The organism is Microcoleus sp. CAWBG27 (genome assembly GCF_020883145.1).
Classification (GTDB): domain Bacteria; phylum Cyanobacteriota; class Cyanobacteriia; order Cyanobacteriales; family Microcoleaceae; genus Microcoleus.
The window spans coordinates 125740-146315 of the sequence record NZ_JAHREU010000009.1 but is presented as its reverse complement, the minus strand read 5'-3'; the positions used below and the strand labels follow the sequence as shown (position 1 = coordinate 146315).

At 45.5% G+C, this 20576-nt stretch carries 16 protein-coding genes; 11 read left to right on the top strand and 5 right to left on the bottom strand.

The genetic code is table 11. The features are described 5' to 3' along the window. The first annotated feature begins 66 nt into the window (after positions 1-66). Complete coding sequence (locus tag QZ938_RS08085) at positions 67-213, top strand: photosystem I protein PsaX (protein ID WP_293157942.1); 147 nt, start codon at positions 67-69, stop codon at positions 211-213. Positions 214-506: 293 nt separating this feature from the next. On the opposite strand, the gene QZ938_RS08080 is transcribed toward QZ938_RS08085, so the two are convergent. Beyond that, entirely contained in the window at positions 507-875 is a 369-nt protein-coding gene (locus QZ938_RS08080; protein ID WP_293350172.1) for a hypothetical protein, read from the bottom strand. Positions 876-1054: 179 nt separating this feature from the next. Between QZ938_RS08080 and QZ938_RS08075 the strand changes: the two genes are divergently transcribed. Further along, complete coding sequence (locus QZ938_RS08075; protein ID WP_293157936.1) at positions 1055-1645, top strand: DJ-1/PfpI family protein; 591 nt, start codon at positions 1055-1057, stop codon at positions 1643-1645. Between the two features lie 205 nt (positions 1646-1850). On the opposite strand, the gene QZ938_RS08070 is transcribed toward QZ938_RS08075, so the two are convergent. Beyond that, on the bottom strand, positions 1851-2741 hold the full coding sequence (locus QZ938_RS08070; RefSeq protein ID WP_293157933.1) for a carbohydrate ABC transporter permease: 891 nt from the start codon (positions 2739-2741) through the stop codon (positions 1851-1853). A gap of 59 nt (positions 2742-2800) precedes the next feature. Here QZ938_RS08070 and QZ938_RS08065 point away from each other — a divergent pair, with 59 nt between their 5' ends. The 5 genes from QZ938_RS08065 to QZ938_RS08045 all read left to right on the top strand — a co-directional run bounded on the left by QZ938_RS08065 (position 2801) and on the right by QZ938_RS08045 (position 13046). Next, a complete protein-coding gene (locus QZ938_RS08065; RefSeq protein WP_293157930.1) occupies positions 2801-3379 on the top strand; it encodes a GNAT family protein in 579 nt (192 codons plus the stop codon). A gap of 49 nt (positions 3380-3428) precedes the next feature. Beyond that, positions 3429-4385: a type IV pilin-like G/H family protein gene (locus tag QZ938_RS08060; protein ID WP_293338148.1), complete on the top strand. Its 957-nt coding sequence runs from the start codon at positions 3429-3431 to the stop codon at positions 4383-4385. 7 nt (positions 4386-4392) lie between these two features. Further along, the gene (gene purN / locus QZ938_RS08055) at positions 4393-5058 is read left to right on the top strand and encodes a phosphoribosylglycinamide formyltransferase (RefSeq protein WP_293350175.1); all 666 of its coding nucleotides are present in this window, start codon (positions 4393-4395) and stop codon (positions 5056-5058) included. Positions 5059-5190: 132 nt separating this feature from the next. Continuing rightward, positions 5191-6300 (top strand): bifunctional 2-polyprenyl-6-hydroxyphenol methylase/3-demethylubiquinol 3-O-methyltransferase UbiG, encoded by a 1110-nt coding sequence (locus QZ938_RS08050; RefSeq protein ID WP_293350178.1) that lies wholly within the window; start codon positions 5191-5193, stop codon positions 6298-6300. A gap of 794 nt (positions 6301-7094) precedes the next feature. Further along, the gene (locus tag QZ938_RS08045; protein ID WP_293350181.1) at positions 7095-13046 is read left to right on the top strand and encodes a Calx-beta domain-containing protein; all 5952 of its coding nucleotides are present in this window, start codon (positions 7095-7097) and stop codon (positions 13044-13046) included. 141 nt (positions 13047-13187) lie between these two features. On the opposite strand, the gene rlmN is transcribed toward QZ938_RS08045, so the two are convergent. Beyond that, on the bottom strand, positions 13188-14300 hold the full coding sequence (rlmN, locus tag QZ938_RS08040) for a 23S rRNA (adenine(2503)-C(2))-methyltransferase RlmN (RefSeq protein WP_293338154.1): 1113 nt from the start codon (positions 14298-14300) through the stop codon (positions 13188-13190). A gap of 339 nt (positions 14301-14639) precedes the next feature. On the opposite strand from rlmN, the gene lgt reads away from it, so the two are divergent. The 3 genes from lgt (at position 14640) to QZ938_RS08025 (ending at position 17445) form a co-directional block, all read left to right on the top strand. Further along, on the top strand, positions 14640-15533 hold the full coding sequence (gene lgt, locus QZ938_RS08035; RefSeq protein WP_293350184.1) for a prolipoprotein diacylglyceryl transferase: 894 nt from the start codon (positions 14640-14642) through the stop codon (positions 15531-15533). 120 nt (positions 15534-15653) lie between these two features. After that, positions 15654-16448 (top strand): precorrin-4 C(11)-methyltransferase, encoded by a 795-nt coding sequence (gene cobM, locus QZ938_RS08030; protein WP_293350187.1) that lies wholly within the window; start codon positions 15654-15656, stop codon positions 16446-16448. Between the two features lie 160 nt (positions 16449-16608). After that, positions 16609-17445 carry a dienelactone hydrolase family protein gene (locus QZ938_RS08025; protein ID WP_293149212.1) on the top strand — a complete coding sequence of 279 codons (837 nt, stop codon included), beginning with the start codon at positions 16609-16611 and terminating at the stop codon, positions 17443-17445. A 67-nt stretch (positions 17446-17512) separates the two neighbouring features. Here QZ938_RS08025 and QZ938_RS08020 read toward each other — a convergent pair whose 3' ends face one another. Further along, a complete protein-coding gene (locus QZ938_RS08020) occupies positions 17513-18712 on the bottom strand; it encodes a glycosyltransferase family 87 protein (RefSeq protein ID WP_293350190.1) in 1200 nt (399 codons plus the stop codon). 286 nt (positions 18713-18998) lie between these two features. Here QZ938_RS08020 and QZ938_RS08015 point away from each other — a divergent pair, with 286 nt between their 5' ends. Then, positions 18999-19481, top strand: a complete 483-nt coding sequence (locus QZ938_RS08015) for a flavin reductase family protein (RefSeq protein WP_293149208.1) — start codon at positions 18999-19001, stop codon at positions 19479-19481. Between the two features lie 42 nt (positions 19482-19523). Here the strand turns inward: QZ938_RS08015 and QZ938_RS08010 are convergent, their stop codons facing one another. Beyond that, a complete protein-coding gene (locus QZ938_RS08010) occupies positions 19524-20096 on the bottom strand; it encodes a peptidase C15 (RefSeq protein WP_293149206.1) in 573 nt (190 codons plus the stop codon). Between the last annotated feature and the right edge of the window lie 480 nt (positions 20097-20576).

Here is a 20576-nt window from a genome sequence, read left to right as displayed (position 1 = left end):
TTGTGTCATGTGCGACGCTCTCTGCTATTTGTGAATACAGTGACTTGTGAATTAGGAGCTTGAATTATGGCAGACATAGCAAAGAACCAATTAAAATCCGACTCCGTGATGAAAACGGGCAAATTCCCTTACACCTTTCGCGCAGCCTGGTTTCTGTTGCTGTTAGGTATCAATTTTCTGATGGCAGCCTACTATTTCCATATCATTGAATAGTTCTGCAAGTTGACTTTGAGCATACCCTGCTTTTGGGAACCTCAAAGTCGAAGAGAGGGAGAGAGGGAAAGAGGGAGAGTGGGAGAGAGGGAGAGGGGGAGAGTTTTTCTTTCTTACTACTTACCTTTTCCTTCTTACTATTTCCCTCTTCCTTCTTACTATTTCCCTCTTCATTCTTACTATTTCATTTTTCCTTCTTCCTTCTTCCTGATGACTAATGACTAATGACTGCTAAGAGGGCGGGCACGGGGGCACCGCCCCTACTGACTAATGACCAATGACCAATGACTTCCCTAACGATTTCTCGCCGCTTCTAGCTTAGACAACCGCTCTTGAATTTTGAGAACATCTTGCTTAGTTTCAATTGCCAAAGTTGCTAAATTGTCAAACATCGGATCACCCGAAAGCATTCTAGAATTTGTCCTGCCCGAACCAGGGCGGTTCGGAGACTGAGGCCGATTAACTCCAGAACCTTGAGACTGCAAACTGTTGATTTGTCCGCGGAGTTCAGCAATTTGACTTTCTAATTGAGTAATCCGAAACTCTAATTGACTGGTCAATTGAGCAGGGGTAAAAATTGGCGAAATAGTAATTGCTAACGCGCAAACAAGACACAAAAAACCGATTTTTATGGCGTCGCGATGGCGAATATTTTTCGGCATAGCTTTAATGATTTAAATCATACCATTTATATTATAGCAGTCCTAAATGAGTCGTAAAGTTTTTTACCCCACCCCAGCCCTCCCCTTATTAAGGGGAGGGAGTAAGAAATTCACAAATGATTTAGGATTGCTATATAACAAATAGCCGCTATTTTTGACCTCTATCAGAAGTGTGTCTTATGCCAACTAGGAACGTAGCTATTTTCATGTTCGATGATGTCGAGGTACTGGACTTTGCCGGGCCATTTGAAGTGTTTTCGGTGACATCAGAATTAAATAAGGATTCACAACCTTTTGCCGTCTCTACCGTAGCCGAACATCCCGGTGCAGTAAGCGCGCGCAACGGTTTGAGCGTCAATCCCCATTGTACTTTTTCCGATTGTCCGCCCCCCGATATTTTAATTGTACCGGGAGGACTAGGCACGAGAAAGTTAATCGATAATTCAGCCGTGATTAACTGGATAAAAGATTGTTCGCAAACAGCAGAATTAGTGCTGTCGGTATGTACGGGTTCGCTGCTGTTGGCAAAAGCTGGCTTGTTGGAAGGTTTGGCCGCAACTACACACCATGGGGCATTTGATTTGTTGAGAGAGTTAGCTCCCAATACAACTATTATCGAAAATCAGCGATTTGTCGATAACGGCAAAATCATTACATCCGGGGGAATTGCTGCGGGAATTGATATGTCTTTGCACGTTGTCGGCAAGCTTTTGGGTGCAGCACAAGCTGAACAAACAGCAGATCACATGGAGTATACAATTAATAATTGATAATTGGGTATGTTGTTGGGCTTTAGCCCTCTTTGTATATACGTCGAAAGAGGGCTGAAGCCCAACAACGTACCTCTTGTAATTGGAATGCGACGCTCTTTGTATATACGTCGAAAGAGGGCTGAAGCCCAACAACGTACCTTTGTGTGTAGTTGAGCTTTAGCCTCCTTTATTTAACAACACTAATAGCTGTGTTCGTAGCTAATTAAGAATCTTCGCCCCAAACTCGAATCTGAACATAAACTAATATCAAAGCTATCGCCATCAGAAAAGTTGCTGCTGCGGCTGCATAGCCAAAATCGAATTGGGAAAAAGCTTGCTCGTAAATATAATAAACTAGCAAATTAGTAGAGTTCAAAGGGCCGCCGCCGGTGATGACATAGACTTGCTCGAAACTGCGTAGAGTAAAAATAGCTGTAGTAATGGTAGCAAATACTAAAGTCGGCCGCAAACCGGGTAAAGTGATGTGCCAAAATTGCTGCCAACCATTAGCTCCATCCAATTCTGCTGCTTCGTAACGATTTACCGGAATTGCTTGCAATCCTGCTAAAAATACTACCATATTAAAGCCTAATTGTTTCCAAACACTGAGCAGAATTATGACTGGCATTGCCCAAGCTGTGCTGCTGAGCCAAGGAATTGGATTTAAGCCGATCGCCCTTAGCATATCATTTACCGGGCCTTCGGTTTGAAACAACCACCGCCAACCCAAGCCAACAGCCACTAGAGAGGTAATCGAAGGGATAAAATAAGCAGTGCGGAGAGCTCCCCGCCAAGCAAACGAGCGATTTAGCAAAACTGCCAAACCCAAGGGAATTATTAAACTAGGAATGACTGTCGCGGTTGTAAAATAGATCGTGTTTTGGAGAACTTGCCAAAAATCCGGGTTTGTCAGCAGGCGCGAGTAGTTATTGAGGCCGATCAAACGCACTCCCGACTGGGTAAAGCTGCCGCGGGTAAAGCTGAGGTAGAATAAATAGGCGATCGGCCCAATCAAAAAAGTACCCAGAAACAGTAAAGCCGGGGCCAGAAATGTCCAAGCTGCGATCGACTCATTGTCCAACCAGTTAAAACGCCCAGATTTTATCGGAACCATTGGCTTGTAAATTTTAGCTTTTAGTTTTAAATGGTATCACAATATAGGTCAATGTCAAAATGAAATTGCTCGATATATTAGCAAATATACCCACTATAGAAACTGAAAGGCTCCTGCTCCGAAAAATCACTTTAAATGATGCCAGCGATATGTTTGAGTATGCTTCCAACCCGGAAGTCTCCGAATACACAATGTGGTCAACTCATACCTCCCTCGAAGACACTAAATACTTTCTCAAGTCTCTGACAAAAATGTACAAAAGAAAAGAGCTTGTAGATTGGGGAATTGTCCACAAAGCCGAGAAAAAGTTGATCGGGACTTGCGGATATGTGGAATGGAGCATGACGCACAGCCGCGCTGAAATTGGCTATGCACTTTCTGCGAGATATTGGAGAGAAGGATATATGAGCGAGGCTGTCAATGCAATTATTGAATTTGGCTTTCGGGAGATGTTGCTAAATCGAATTGTGGGTAGATGTGAAGTTAACAATATTGCTTCGGCGAGGGTGATGGAAAAAGTGGGGATGCAGTTGGAAGGGATTTTGCGACAGCAGCTATTTGTCAAGGGCAGATATTGGGATTTGAAAATTTATTCGATTCTGAGGGAAGAGTTTTTTGATGATATTGTTGTAGAATAGCGCTGCCAGCAAGCGGTACACTGATTGTGCAGGTCAGAGGTTGACATTTATGCAAAAAACATACTTAAATATTTCCAGATTGCTGATTGGTGGCTGTTGCCTGTTGTCTGCGAGTAGGTTTGCTATAAGTGCGACGATCGCCCAACCGATCGTCGCAGCGCCAGCCCCAGTCCCCGCCCAAACAACTCCCACAGCCCAAACTGTAGCCGAACAATTAGTAGGACAGTGGCAGTTACAATATCTATTATCCGTTCCGGTAACAGTAATTTTTACACAAGAAGGCAAATTATTTATACTCACTTCGTCATTTCCTTTTGCACCTCCAACCGAACCTCTAACTGCCTATGAATTCAAATACAGAATTAACTCTACTACCAGGCCGATGACAATAGATGTAACCGCCAGTGAAAACCAAAATTTGCAGACAATTTTTGAATTTACTCCCAACGGTCAAATGCGCGTAGAATTCATGGGTGTAAAGCCGGAAGAAGCCAGACCAACTACTTTTACAACGGGTGCACTTTTTCTTCAAAAACTTTCCACCACTACAGCTTTGCCTCGAAATACAAAAATAAAAATACTTAACACGTTTGAACCAGAAACTCCGCGACAAGCCTATGAAAGTGGGCAATATATTCGGTCGGCGCTTAATGCTCAACAAGCTTTCTATGCCGAAAATGCCAAATTTGCTAGAACATTTGAGGAACTGGGTATAGGAATGAAGTTTGAAGAAGAAAATTACCGCTATCAATTTTTATCTCAAAGTGATTTCACTCAAGATGTAATCATGACGGTTCAAGCTAAAAACCATCGATTAAGAAGTTATACAGGTGCAGTATTTCTCGTTAAAGTGAAAGACGAACCCGAAAATGTTGTAACTAGCATTGCATTTAGTTGCGTAACAAATTGGCATTCTACTTCACCTCCACCGAGACCAATTGTTCCTAAAAATAACGACCCGGAAAACTTTCGATGTCCCGCTGGTTCCTCTTTGATAACACGGTGAAACTTTGATGATTGCAGCAAATACTAATTCTACAGACTGTTTGATTTCTCCCGCAATTTCTCCCGCACTCATAGAGGGAAATGCTAAGATTGCCGCGCCCTTAAAAATAGGAATTTTAGCCTCAGGTAGCGGTAGCAACTTCGAGGTAATTGCCGAAGCCATCCAACAGGGACAACTCAACGCTAAAATCCCAGTATTAATTTACAACAATCCCGAAGCCAAAGCTGCTGCCAGAGCGGAAAAATACGGCATTCCATCGATTTTGCTCAATCACCGCGATTGCAAAAGTCGCGAAGAATTAGATACAAAAATTGTTAAAACCTTCCAAGAATATGATGTAGAATGGGTGGTGATGGCGGGTTGGATGCGAATTGTTACCAAAGTTTTGCTCGATGCTTTTCCCAACAAAGTTATTAACATTCACCCCAGTTTGCTGCCGAGTTTCCCAGGCATTCGCGCCGTTGAGCAAGCACTCGCCGCTAAGGTGAAAATAACGGGATGTACGGTGCACATCGCTCATTTGGAAGTAGACAGCGGGCCGATTTTAATGCAGGCTGCGGTGCCAGTATTGCCTGATGATACGCCAGAAACGCTGCACGCGAGAATTCAGGTGCAAGAGCATAAAATTATGTTAGGCGCGATCGCACTTATTGCCGATCGACCTCCTGTTTAATGTCTGAATCTTGGCAGCAGATAATAGACAATTATACCAAATTTCGTCACCGAGAGGAACCACCGAGGTTATGATTGTCCGTAATGTCGATCGCACTTTTCCGCAAATTGCGCGGTTATCATCGAAAACATTGTGACTAAAAACCCCACCAGTGCCGCATCTTCCCCAGAATTGCCTGTCAGCGACTCGCCCGAAACTGGCCCGCCGCTGACTGATTCTAATAGCCTGAAATTAATTCTCAAAGAAAGACTCAAAAAGAACATCGGCATCAAGGGAGAATTTTATCTACCTTGTTTGCCATCAATGCTAGACGACTATCTAAAATTACTCTCAGACTTCTTAAAAGTTCTCGGACAAAACCTCGACGCTGCCCAAACCGAAAACTTGCGAACATTAATCGCTAACGCGTTAACAGAAGGATTCAAAAATTCTCCCCACGCTAATCTCATCGTCTCATACTTTCCCGCCAATCCCCAAACAGGCTTAGGCGGCGGGATTACTCTGAATACCAAGATTCAAGTCGAATCGATGGCCCAGAAATATCATACCTGGCCGGATATTCGCCCCGAACCTTTATTTGGCAGCCATCCCGATGCTAAAGTGATGGCAATTGTGGCCGAATTAGGGGAAGCGGGTAAAGCAGCTATTTTAGATGTCGGTGCGGGCCCGGGGCGCAATAGTCTGCCTTTAGCTAGGTTAGGACATTCCGTGGATGCGATCGAGCTAACGCCCATATTTGCCGAAAAACTCTCAGCAGCAGCCCTCGCCGAAAACTTGCCGATTCATGTCATCCAAGGCGACGTTTTAGATCCTTTATTGAGGATGAAAACCTATCGGTACAAATTAGCGATTGCTACCGAAGTTCTCTCGCACTTCCGCTATCCCGAACAAATCCGCTTATTCCTCGGCAAAATGTCCGATGCTGTGTTAAGTGGTGGGTTTATCCTATTCAGCACTTTCTTAGCTGTCGATGGCTACGAACCCGATGAAATGGCAAAACAAATGTCTGAATTGTGTTGGTCTTATCTGATTACAAAGCAAGAATTGGAAGCAGCTATCGAGGGTTTGCCGTTAGAAATTATCGCCGATGAGTCGGTGATGGAATACGAACAAAAACATTTGCCTGATTCTGCATGGCCTCCGACACCTTGGTTTGTGAGTTGGGCCAGCGGGCGCGATTTATTTCCGGTGCAAGAAACGCCGCCCATCGAGTTGCGGTGGATACTGGTTAAACGCTTGTAGAGTTTGTTATAATATCATGTCATCTCGCACAAACACAATCAAAAAGGTTCGTAGTGAGGACTTTAGTCCGCATAAATTCAGAGGACTAAAGTCCTCACTACGAACCAATTTTACCTAACACGAAAAATCTACTATTCAACTTATTTCCGGTGGAAGAAACCCCGCCCATCGAGTTGCGGTGGATACTGGTTAAACGCTTGTAGAGTTTGTTATAATATCATGTCATCGCGCACAAACACAATCAAAAAGGTTCGTAGTGAGGACTTTAGTCCGCATAAATTCAGAGGACTAAAGTCCTCACTACGAACCAATTTTACCTAACACGAAAAATCTACTATTCAACTTATTTCCGGTGGAAGAAACCCCGCCCATCGAGTTGCGGTGGATACTGGTTAAACGCTTGTAGAGTTTGTTATAATATCATGTCATCGCGCACAAACACAATCAAAAAGGTTCGTAGTGAGGACTTTAGTCCGCATAAATTCAGAGGACTAAAGTCCTCACTACGAACCAATTTTACCTAACACAAAAAATCTACTATTCAACCTCAAAAAGGTTCGTAGTAGTAGGGTGCGTCAGATCGTAGCTGGTTGATTTTTGATAAAATCATGCACTCTGACGCACCCTACGGCTTAGAAATAGATTTGTTGTAATTGGACACAAAATATGCTAGATTATTTTGACCTTATAATTATTAACTGTTACTTAAATAAACAGTTACTATCTCTTAACTTTCAGCTAGTAGTATCTGTCTTTGGGAGTGAAAACTGGCGCAAACTACGGGAATAAGTGTTATGGCAGCAAAGTTAGTGATTTCGGGCTACATGGCAAATCCAGCCGGTACAGATAGCCCCTATGAATATTTGCAGGTAATTGCTACAGAGGCGATCGACTTTGCAGCGACTCCCTACACGGTGGTGTGGTCAAATAATGGAACTGCACTGGCCAACGGATGGGTTAGCGGGGCTGCTTTAACTTACGGTTTCAGCATTAATTCAGGTACTCTTGCTAAGGGGCAAGTTGCCTATGTCGGGGGTTCTGGCAAATTAATTAATGGTGCCGCCACTACAGATATTTCTGCGGCAAATTGGCTGAAAACTATCAATACAAGTACCACGGCGGGCGATCGTTTTGGAGATCTGAATACTGGCGGGGTACTCGGAAATGGGGGCGCTAATGCTGACGGGATTGCGATTTTTGATGTTCCGATTGCCAGTATTACTAGCACAACTGTTCCTGTTGATGCTATATTTTTTGGCACCGGTGTAGGGACTGCAAATCCGGCGACTGGCGGTTATGTATTGCCAACAAATGATATTTACAGCAATGCACAAGGGACTTTTGGGGATGGAACTAATATAAAGCTTTTTCCCGATCCGGCTGGCGGCGCGTTTACCAAGTTAACTGGAACTTACAATGCGGTTACGGGTACTTGGACGACTCCGCGCACGGCTGCGACTGTAACTAATCCTACTGCACTTACAGATATTGCTGCGGCTGTGACGATCGCCTCTACAACTCCTTTACCCGATTTAACTATCGCCAGCAGCGCCCCTGCGACAGCGACGGTTAACACTCCCTTCAACTACACGCTGACTTTAACTAACAGCGGTACTGCTGCTGCTACAGGAGTTAGCGCTAAATTTACTTTACCTGCGGGCGTTACTTACAATTCGGCTAGCGGTACCGGTTTTACTGCGACTCAAGCAGCGGGAGTTGTTACTTTTACCGGCGGTGCGATCGCCGCTGGTGGCAATGTTCCCCTTACAATTAACGTTACTCCTACTGCTGCGGGTACTGTTAGCAGTACGATAGGTGCGGCAGTTGCAGATCCCGGAAGTGCGATCGCCGAAAGCAATGAAACTAACAATTCCTCGACTACCGCCGTCACAACAACAGTCACAACAACTACTAATACTCCACCGACGATCGCACCGAGTGCAGCTTCTACATTTTTAACTGTTCCTACTTTATCAGGTGTCATCAACGATCCGACGGATCCGGCTAAGAATTTTGGGGTTAACTTTACTTTAGCTGATGCGGAAACTGCGGTTGGAAATCTGACATTAACCGCAACCAGCAGCAATACTGCGGTGGTTCCCAACGCTAATTTAACTATCAGTGGAACTGGCGCAAGTCGCAATCTGAAAATTAATCCGGTGGGTGTCGGTTTTGCTGACGTGACTGTTACTGTAAGTGACGGCACAAGTACAACATCTACTGTTCTGAAATACGCCGCTTCTGCTGCTTCGGGAACTCCGACAACCAGCCGTTTTCTAACAGGAACAAGCGATGCTAGTACGGCGATCGCGATCGACTCCAATTATATGGTAGTCGCTGATGACGAAGACCAAACAATTCGTTTGTACGATCGGGCAAATTCCGGTTTACCAGTCAAAACCTTTGACTTTACCAACTCTCTCGGCTTGACGGATATCTCCGGCGGTATTCCCAGAGAAATTGATATCGAAGCTTCAACCCGCGTCGGTAATAGAATTTACTGGTTGGCTTCCCACAGCAACGCTAGCGGTGGCAATTTGCGCCCGAATCGCTATCGGTTGTTTGCGACGGATATTTCCGGTAGCGGCGCGACAACTAATCTGACTTTTGCTGGTAAATACGACAACCTCCGCAACGATTTGATCGCGTGGGGAAATACGAATGGTTTCAATTTTACTGCTAGCGCGGCTGCGGGCAAAATCCCAGAAGCTACTACCCTAGACGGTTTCAATATCGAAGGTTTGACCCTTGCGCCCAACGGTACTACTGCTTACGTGGCATTCCGCGCGCCGCAAGTTCCGACAAGCGATCGCACTAAAGCTTTGATCGCACCGATTACTAACTTCACCGAGTTAGTAACAGCAACAGCGACTAGCGCCATGATTGGTGTTCCGATTCAACTAGATTTGGGCGGGCGGGGGATTCGCAGTATCGATCGCAATGCTAACAACGAATACCTCATTGTCGCCGGCCCTGCCGACAGCGCTACGGGGACTGCACCGAAGGATTTCCGGTTGTACACTTGGACTGGGAATGCTGCTGATGCGCCTCAAGTGCGATCGGCAAATTTGACAGCTTTGAATGCAGGCGGTAGTTTTGAATCCATCGTCGAAGTGCCAAGTAACTTAACCGATAGCAGTCAGATTCAACTATTAGTTGATAACGGCGACAATCTGTGGTACGGTGACAATGTAATCTCGAAAGAACTGCCCCAAGATAACTTCCAAAAATTCCGCAGCGATATCGTAACTTTGGGAACTTCTCCGGTTCGCATCCGCAACATTCAAGGTGCAAGTCACACATCACCTTTAGCCACTCAAACTGTTAGCAATGTTCCCGGTGTAGTAACAGCGCTAATTGCTACTGGTAGCAGTCGCGGCTTTTATATGCAAGATCCAACAGCCGACACTGGGGCTAATCCAAATTCGACATCGGAAGCGGTTTTTGTATTCTTGGGAAGTTCGACAATACCGAATCCAACTGTCGGACAATCGGTGCAAGTAACTGGTCGAGTTGACGAATTCCGCCCTGCTAACAACGCCACCAATCTAACATTAACTCAAATTAACGCTACGGTTGCTGGATCTGCTGTAGGGGCGATCGCATCTTTAGGAACAATTACTCCAACTATCGTGGGTACGGGCGGTCGCATTCAACCGACAACCTCCATTCAAAATGATTTCACTGCTACCGGCAATGTGGAAACAGGAGGTGATTTCGATCCGACAACGGAAGGCATCGACTTCTATGAAAGTTTAGAATCAATGCTGGTTCAAGTCAACAATCCCGTAGTTGTCGGCCCCACAAACGAGTTTGGTGAATTCTACGTTTTGCCCGATAACGGTGTGAATGCTACAGGCCGAACCAGTCGCGGTGGCATTGCCGTTTCTGCGACTGATTTCAATCCCGAACGGATTCAAATTGACGATACTTTGCTGAATCCTCCCAGCAATGGCAGCTTGTCACCTCTAACTAATGTTGGAGACAAATTAAGCACAGTTACAGGCGTTATCGGTTACAGTTTCAGCAATTACGAGCTTTTAAATACCGCTCAAATTCCTCAAACCAGCGTTACATCCGGCGGCTTGACTAAGGAAGTGACAAACTTAACTGGAAGTGCTAGCCAGCTAACAGTTGCTACTTTCAACGTCGAGAATTTAGACCCCAGCGACACTGCCAAATTCCCAGCCATCGCCAACCGCATTGTCACCAATCTGAAAAATCCTGACATTATTAATGTCGAGGAAATTCAAGACAACAACGGCGCGACAAATGACGGCGTAGTTGCGGCGGATACAACTTACAACACCTTAATTGCAGCAATTAAAACAGCGGGCGGCCCGACTTATGAATTCCGGCAAATTAACCCGGTAAACAACCAAGACGGCGGCGAACCTGGTGGCAATATTCGAGTCGGATTCTTGTTCAATCCTAGCCGCGTTACATTTGTCGTTAGCGAAGCCCTCGAAGAGGATCGCCCTGGAGGCACTTCCACAACCGCAACCACGGTTAACAACGTCAGCGGCGCGCCCGTACTCTCAGCAAGTCCCGGCAGAATTGACCCAACTAACGCAGCATTTAATACCAGCCGCAAGCCCTTAGTTGGTGAATTTCAATTCAACGGCCAATCGGTGTTTGTCATTGCCAATCACTTCAACTCCAAAGGAGGCGATCAACCGCTTTTCGGCCCCAACCAACCACCAGTTTTAACTACAGAAACTCAGCGCCTGCAACAAGCACAAATTGTCAACAATTTTGTTGATAGTATTTTGGCAGTAGATGCCAACGCGAATGTAATTGTTGCCGGAGATTTGAATGATTTTCAATTTTCCGAACCGCTGAATGTTGTCCGGGGAATTCCCGGCGGTAGCGGCACTGCTGTACTGCAAAACTTAATCGAAACTCTGCCGGAGAATGAGCGCTATACTTACAATTTCCAAGGCAACGCCCAGGTGCTCGATCACATTTTAGCTAGCAATAACTTAGCTAAAAACTTAGCTGGATTTGATGTCGTTCACATCAACTCAGAATTTGCTCAACAAGACAGCGATCACGATCCGAGTGTCGCCCGATTTAACATTGCCTTGCCGACTGTAACTATTACTGCGACAGACGCAGCAGCAGCCGAATCTGCTGCAAATCCTGGTACTTTCCGCATTACGCGATCGGGCAGTACCGCACTGCCGCTGACAGTCAATTATACGACTGCTAGCGGTACGGGCTTTGCCACCAGCAATGATTACACGCCGAATTTAACGGGTAGCATTATCATTCCAGCCGGTCAATCTTTTGCCGATGTTACTATTACCCCAATTGACGACAGGATTGTGGAAGGTAGCGAGGCTGTGAAGCTGACTTTAGTCGGTACGGCTGCTTACAATTTGGGGGCTGCTGGTACTGAAACTGCGACGGTGGCGATCGCAGATAACGACGTATCAGTCATACCAATACCGGGAACTTTTAATTTCAGCAACGCCACTTACAGCGTTAATGAAAACGGCGCAACCCAAACAATTACGGTTAATCGGACAGGTGGTAGCAATGTTTCCGCCTCTGTCAGTTACGGCACTGCTGACGGTAGCGCCACCGCTGGAAGTGACTACACTGCAACATCGGGTACGTTAAACTTTGTCTCTGGTGAAACTAGCAAAACTTTCACTATTCCGATCGCCAATGACACCTTAGTCGAAGGTAATGAAACTGTCAATCTCAGCTTGACAAATGCCACAAATAATGCTGTTTTGGGCAATCAAAAAACGGCGATTTTGACGATCGTCGATACGACGGCAACGCCCACACCAACGCCCACACCAACGCCCACACCAACGCCCACACCAACGCCCACACCGGATCTAACCTGCATTGGCGATCGCATTGAACGACCAAACCTCGATCGACTAAATCCAGTCGATAATATCATCAACGGCAATTCCGGCATCATCATTGGTACTGCCAAAAATGACGGTTATATTGGCAGTAACACTCCCAATATATTCGATGCCAAAGCAGGTAACGACAACCTGATTGGTGGGAATAGCGCAGACATTTTCAACGGCAACGAAGGTAACGATTTTATTGATGGCAAGGGCGGCAACGATATCCTGTTGGGAGGCAAAGGAAACGACATCATTATTGGCGGTTTTGGTAAAGATGTTATTTTCGGGAATCAAGGAAACGATTCACTTAACGGGCAAGAAGATGATGACTTAATCTTGGGCAATGAAGGTAACGATTTTATCGACGGCGGCAAAGGAAACGATACTTTGTTCGGCGGAAACGGTCAGGATTTAATCCTAGGCAGCGAAGGCAATGATACTCTCTTTGGAGAACTTGGGGACGATACTTTGTCTGGCGATGCCGGAAATGACCTAGTTTATGGAGGCCAAGGCAATGATTTAATTGACGGCGGTAAGGGCAATGATTCGATTTATGGAGACAAAGGTAACGATACGCTTCTCGGTTGCGAAGGAAACGATATTTTGTTCGGAGGTTTAGGCAACGACAGCTTGATTGGCGGTTTGGGCAATGATATATTTGTCGTCGGAAACAATCTCGGACTCGATATTATTTCCGATTTTGTGAAAGGCGAAGATGTGTTAGGATTGTCTGGTGGCTTGAGTTTCAACCAACTGAAAATCACTCAGAGTAATAACAATACTTTGATTGAGGTGAATGGAATTGCGATCGCCTCTTTGATCGGAGTCAATGCTTCACAAATCGGAGTTAACGATTTCCGAACAGTTTAAAACGCTTGTAGAGTTTGTTGTAATATCATTTCATCTCGCACAAACACAATCAAAAACGTTCGTAGTGAGGACTTTAGTCCTCTGACGGATGCGGACTAAAGTCCTCACTACGAACCAATTTTACATAACAGTAAAAATCTACTATTCTACCTCCGAAGCCCGCAGTTGTCCGCAGGCGGCATCTGCTTCTAAGCCGCGAGAATACCGCACGCTAACTGCAATTTTCTTCTCCTTCAAAACCGCCACAAATTGGTTAATTCGATTGGGAGTTGGCCGCTGATATTCAGCTTCCTGAATCGGATTGTAAGGAATCAAATTGACGTGACACTGAAAACCGCGCAACTGACTTGCTAACTCGGCGGCGTGTTCTGGTAAGTCATTCACATTGGCTAACAGCACGTATTCAAAGCTTAACCTGCGGCCGGTCGATCGCACGTATTCGCGGCATTCTGCCATTAACTCACCCAAAGGATAAGGGTGGGCGCTGGGAATCAACTCTTCGCGCAGTCTTTGATTGGAGGCGTGGAGGCTGACAGCAAGGGTAACTTGCAGTTGATGTTCGGCTAGTTTGTTGATGCGGTTGCGAATTCCGACTGTGGAAATGGTGATGTTGCGCTGTCCAATTCCGACATCTTGATTCAAACACTTGACAGCAGCTACGACATTATCGATATTTAGCAGGGGTTCGCCCATCCCCATAAATACGATGTGGCTGACTCGGCGGCCGAAATCTTGCTGTACTGTCAAGACTTGATCGACGATTTCGTGTTTTTCTAAGTTGCGCTTGAAACCGCCTTTGCCCGTAGCGCAAAAGTCGCAGCCCATCGCACAGCCAACTTGGGCTGAGACGCAGACTGTCAGCCGTTTTTCGGTGGGAATGCCGACGGTTTCAATGATTTGACCGTCTGCCAATTTTAAGAGATACTTGACGGTGGAGTCTGGTGCGACTGATCGCAAATGAATAGTCGATCGCCCGATCGGAATTTTAGCAACAGTTTCGCGCCATTGTTTAGAGAATACCGAAATTTCAGAGAGCGATCGCGCGCCTCTCTCATAAATCCACTGATACAACTGCTTCCCGCGATAAGCAGGTTGCCCATTTTGCTGTACCCACTCCGTTAACTCAGCCAAATTCGCGCCCAACAACGGCGGAATTTTACCAGACTCAACAGCCAAAGCATCAGTCTTGCGAGACTGATTCGCATCCCTGGAATTACCAGAAGAGTACACCTGAGAAACGGAAGTAGGAGACATAGGTCATCAGAAAATTTAAAACCACCCTCTATATTAAAACTTCTCGACCAAAACTGCCGACAATCCTCCAGAAGGCGAAGTCTCGATCCCCCTAAATCCCCCTTAAGAAGGGGGACGAAAGAGAATAATCCGGTTCCCCCCTTGTTAAGGGGGGTTAGGGGGGATCTTATTGTGGACTCACAAAGAAAACTCCTGACACAAATACCCGCAACAAAGTTAATTTTGGCCAAATTCCCCAAATATTGCGTGTAAATGACCGCAGTCACCTAAAATAAACTCTGTAGTTTGTGAAAGGGTATGCAAATTTGACAGCTTTCCACCACAATTAATGCAATTTTCATGGTGCTAAATATTCTTGCGCTGCCCTTAGGCTTTCAATTTACATCCCCGGGCCCGATTATCTTTCAACTCGGCCCCGTAGCCGTTCGTTGGTACGGGCTGTTGATAGCTTCTGCCGTCTTGATTGGGGTCACTCTATCTCAATATTTGGCAGAAAAACGCCGCGTTAACCCGGAATTGCTGGGCGATTTAGCAATTTGGCTGGTTCTGGGCGCTATTCCCTGTGCTCGAATTTACTACGTGGCTTTTGAGTGGCAGCAATACGCCCAGAGGCCTGAAGATATTCTGGCAATTTGGAAAGGTGGAATTGCTATTCACGGCGCAATTTTGGGAGGCACGATCGCAGCTTTAATTTTTGCGAAAATCCAGCGAGTTTCTTTTTGGCAATTGGCAGATTTGATCGCACCTTCGGCAATTCTCGGTCAGGCGATCGGACGTTGGGGAAATTTCTTTAACTCGGAAGCTTTTGGAAGTCCTACGGATTTGCCCTGGAAACTCTATATTCCGGCAAACAGTCGCCCGATCGCCTATGCTAATTTTGAATACTTTCATCCCACATTTCTCTACGAATCTCTGTGGAATTTGACAGTATTTGGGTTGCTGCTGACTTTGTTTTTCCGCGACTTGCAGGGCAAAATTAGATTGAAAACTGGTGCTTTGTTTTTGGTTTATATCGCTGCTTACAGTTGCGGTAGAGTCTGGATTGAAGGGTTGCGAACTGATAGTTTGATGTTCGGGGCGCTGCGGACGGCGCAGATGGTAAGCTTGACTGGGATTGTTTTAGGTTTGGGCGGGTTGGCTTGGCTTTATTTGCTCGATCGACCTTTGCCAGATGTTGTATCAGCCACGGGCGATCGCACAAAGGTTGATCCCAAATCCCCAGAAGATCAATAAAAAACCCCAGAGACGTTAGTCTCTAGGGTTCAAAACCAGGGTGCATCTACCATCCCTTACTTCCAACCCAAATAGGTGCATCCGGAAACGCCGGTAAATTTAGCAAATTTTTTATCCGCAATGAGTTTGACAGAGATTGAATCCCTAATTCCAGGCGTATACATTGTAGGTGCAGGCCCGGGAGATCCGGATTTGTTGACTGTTAAGGCTCAAAAACTACTGGCCCAGGCCGATGTCATATTATTTGCCGATTCCCTAGTTCCAAAGCAAATTTTAGAGGGGGTGCGCGCGGATGCTGAAGTTATCCAAACGGCAGATAAGACTCTCGAAGAGATTGTACCTTTGATGGTCGATCGAGTGCGAGCCGGCAAAAGCGTCGTCCGACTGCATTCGGGCGATCCCTGTCTCTACGGCGCAGTCGGCGAACAAATGCACGCTTTAGCGGAAGCGGGAATTGCTTTTGAGGTAATTCCGGGAATTAGTGCTTTCCAACTTGCGGCGGCTAAACTTAAAATTGAGTTGACAGTTCCCGGAGTTGTGCAGACAATTATTTTGACCAGAATTAGCGGCAGAACTGAAGTACCAGAACGTGAAGAATTAGCTAGTTTAGCGGCCCATCAAGCGAGTTTGTGTCTGTATTTGAGCGCGCGACACGTCGAACAAGCTCAAGCTAAGTTGATGGAACATTACCCGTCTGATTTGCCTGTGGCGATTTGTTATCGCTTGGGCTGGCCGGATGAGAAAATTGTGTTAGTTCCCCTTGACAAAATGGCGATCGCCACTCGCGAACACAATTTAATCAGAACGACGATGTATGTGATTAGTCCGGCTTTGGGTAAAGAGGCCCAAGGGCGATCGCGCTTGTACCATCCAGAGCACGATCGGCTGTTTCGTCAGTTGACAGTTGACAGTTGACAGTTGTCAGTTGGCAATTGGTAGGGGCGGTGGATGGTGCGTGCCCGCCCTCTTCGTTGACATTTGACAGTTGACAGTCATTGGAAGAAATTATCAATTATCAATTATCAATTATCAATGCCCGATGCCCAATGCCCCCATTCCCCATTCCCCATTATCTATGAAAGATTTAACTCGCAGACAATTTATCACTGTCACCGCATTAACCGCCGGATTTGCCTTAGCAGTTCATCCTATTTCTTTGGCAACTATTACCACAGATACAACGAATTTAGTTGCAGGTGAAGTCAAAATTCCCGTGAAAGATGGGCAGATTCCAGGATACAGAGCAATGCCAGCTAGCGGTAGCAATTTTCCAGTAATTTTAGTAATTCAAGAAGTCTTTGGAGTGCACGCCCACATTCAAGATATTTGCCGCCGTTTAGCTAAATTAGGTTATTTGGCGATCGCCCCAGAGATGTTTGCCCGTCAAGGTGATGTTTCTAAAATCACCGACATTCAAGAAATTGTCAGTAAAGTTGTCTCGAAAGTTCCCGACGCTCAAGTCATGTCCGATTTAGATGCTACCGTCGATTGGGCGCAAAAGTCAGCCAAGGGCAATATTGATAAGTTAGGAATTACCGGATTTTGCTGGGGTGGCAGAATTGTCTGGCTGTACGCAGCCCACAACCCGAAAGTCAAAGCTGGTGTGGCTTGGTACGGGCGTTTGGCGAGCGCTTCTGGGCCTTTAACTCCCAAACAGCCGATCGACCTTGCCGCAACTTTAAAAGTGCCAGTATTGGGGCTTTACGGCGGCAAAGACGAGTTAATTCCCAACGATACAGTCGAGAAAATGCAGCAACTTCTCAAAACTGGCAGCAGCGGTTCCGAAATTGTGCTTTATCCAGATACACCCCACGGTTTTAACGCCGACTATCGCCCCACTTACCGGGAAAAAGAAGCCAATGATGCTTGGAAAAAGCTGCAAGATTGGTTTAAAAAGCATGGAGTTGTTTGAGAGTTTTGACCAAGGGAGTTAGCCAGTTGACAGTTAAAAATATTGTCACTGGTAACTCGACCCAAAATCAAGCAATTTCTTGTTGCAATCCCTCACTCGATTTAGATTTCATGCTGAATAGAACAACACCAACTACTAGAATTAAAACAACAATTGTTCTCCAGTGAATCAAAAAAGGCAAACCCGCTGCTAAAAATATCCGTCTCGGAAAAAAGAGCAGAAAAACTAAAGCAATACTGCTGAGCAAAGCTTTGCGGTTATTGCTGCAATACAGCCACAGCGAAGTCAGAATCGGGAACAAACCTACATAATCGTAAACGTGAGTATATCCCAGAAAGGTGAAGGATATACCCATCAGCAAAGCCAACACATCTTCGCGATTAATTCTATTGCGAAACACCCACAGCACAACCGCTAAAATTACTGCCACAATCTTGATAGCTGGTATTTTGAAGCCTAAAGAAGCGAAAAGACTTTCCATACCAACTTTATCTTGAAACCCCGGTTGATTGAAAGGCAAAGAACTATAGCTGTCTAGAATTCCTTGATGCCACGCTGCCAGCATCCCAACTGGCCCGCCATACAGCACCAACGGGTAAGCGCTCATAATTATAACCGTTGCCAAGGCTACAGCTAATATTTTCCAGTTCCGTTCTAGCAAAAACCAAATACCCAGCAATAAGCATAGTTGCGGCTTAAAACTGGCTATACCCAAACAGACTCCTGCCAATACAAATATTTGCCGTTGGCTGAAAAACCAAGCAGCCATTGTCCCGGCAAAAGCCATCAAAGAAGTTTGACCCATCCACACAACGTGGGCAGTGAATGGGTTGCCAACAATCATCGCAGTCATCACCAAACTGCCGAGTTGATTTTGACTGTTATTTTGATGTTGGTTGATGGTGCGAACTGTCATCGCAATAATAGCTGCGATTGAAAGCAAGTTGAGTAATAGCCAAACAAACTTGGCAATAGGGTAATCGAAAAGACCGACAAACATACAAAACACGGCTGATTGAGGAGGATAAAAGAAAGCCGCATCTTTTAGGTTGTCAATTTCTTTTATTGTCGCTACACTTTGAGTCAGCATACCGTGGTTGTAAGCATTTAAACCTTTCAGCCAAGCACGTCCGGCAGCGTAAAGGACACCACCGTCAGCATTTAGCTGGCCGTCTCTGCCAATCCCTATTATGCCGAAACAAATTAGAGATAATATACTGACTGCTACAAGACCTAAACCAAAGTTCCGTTTAAACGATTCTGTCATCGAATTATCTCCGGTTTTGTTAAGTAATTGAGTGACTGCGTTTAGATTCTAAGATTAATAGCTAAAGTCTTAACATAGTATATAGTTGGTTGTCAAAACATCGGAAAAACTCAATTTAAGTTAATAAAAATAAATATTGTGGCAAGCATAAAATTTGGTTGTGAAAAAACTAATATTGGCAATCTCAACATTCTCGGTGTGGCGCATCGCCCTTAAGACAGTTGGGTTTGTGGACGGGACATTGGTAAACTGGGCGGTGTAGAATTATCGATCGACAGGTAAGCCCGTGCTAGACGAACAAGCTAAAAAGACCCTCCTCCGCAAAATCCCTCACGGATTGTACATTTGCGGTGTCAAAGACGGGGAAGAAGTCAACGGTTTCACCGCTAGCTGGGTGATGCAATCTTCCTTTACCCCTCCCTTAGTCGTCAACTGCGTCAAGCAAGATTCCAAATCCCACGCCATGATCAAAGCCAGCGGTGTGTTTGCTTTGAGTTTCCTGGAAGCTGGACAAAAAGAGTTAGCCCAGAAATTCTTCAAGCAGCAGCGCCGCGTTGGCAATAAATTTGAGGATGTAGAATTTTATCTAGGCGCCGAAACAGGTTGTCCGATTATTTCGGATACTCTGGGTTACATTGAGTGCAATGTTGTTGGTGCTGTGGAACACGGAGATCACACGGTTTATGTCGGTGAAGTTATCGGCGCCGGTGTTCATCGCGAGGGCGATCCGTTGCTATTAGAAACCACAGGCTGGAATTACGGCGGCTAAAGAGTTGGCAGTTGGCAGTTGGCAATAGTCAGTTGTCAGTTGTCAGTTGATCTGTGGTAGGGGCGGTGCCCCCGTGCCCGCCCTCTTAGTTGTCAGTTGAGAGTGGTTAATTGTTAGGCGATTGACAATAGATAAAAAATCGCCGACAATTTTGTCAGAATTTTCTAATGTTAAAATTGGCACGTGGACGAAAATACATTTAGCGGGAAGTTGAGCATTGCGAATATGTTTTAAAACTGCGTAATAGAGAGCTTCACAAACATATTTTCCGGCTTCGTGACTGATTTCGGTGGTGCATAAATCAGCGACTAGCGGTTCGAGATTGACTTTTGTTTTCAGAATGTCTGTATCGCAGCAAGCGCAGGATTCTACGGTTAATTTTTGCCGGCTTTCGGCCATGCCGCAGCAGATAATAATGTCGGGTTGGATTTTGTTGATTTGGGCGATCGCCAAATTCGGCGCTTCCTGAAAATCTACGGGCAGTTTTCTCAAATAAGTTAGCGAATCAGGCAAAGATTGAATTCGAGAAATTTTGGCTAATAAATCGTCGGAAGAGTTCGACTTCTGATGGGAAAGCCAAGTATTAAATGAGGTCAGCAGGATTTTGTTAGTCATATAATGTCCTCTGTATTAAGTGCGATCGAATAGGTTGGTAGTTAGGTTCGTAGTTAGGTTCGTAGTTAGGTTCGTAGTGAGGACTTTAGTCCTCTGAATTTCTGCGGACTGAAGTCCGCACTACGAACCTTTGTTCGTAGTTAGGTTCGTAGTGAGGACTTTAGTCCTCTGAATTTCTGCGGACTGAAGTCCGCACTACGAACCTTTGTTCCTAGTTAGGTTCGTAGTGAGGACTTTAGTCCTCTGAATTTCTGCGGACTGAAGTCCGCACTACGAACCTTTGTTCCTAGTTAGGTTCGTAGTGAGGACTTTAGTCCTCTGAATTTCTGCGGACTGAAGTCCGCACTACGAATCTTTGTTCCTAGTTAGGTTCGTAGTGAGGACTTTAGTCCTCTGAATTTCTGCGGACTGAAGTCCGCACTACGAACCTTTGTTCCTAGTTAGGTTCGTAGTGAGGACTTTAGTCCTCTGAATTTCTGC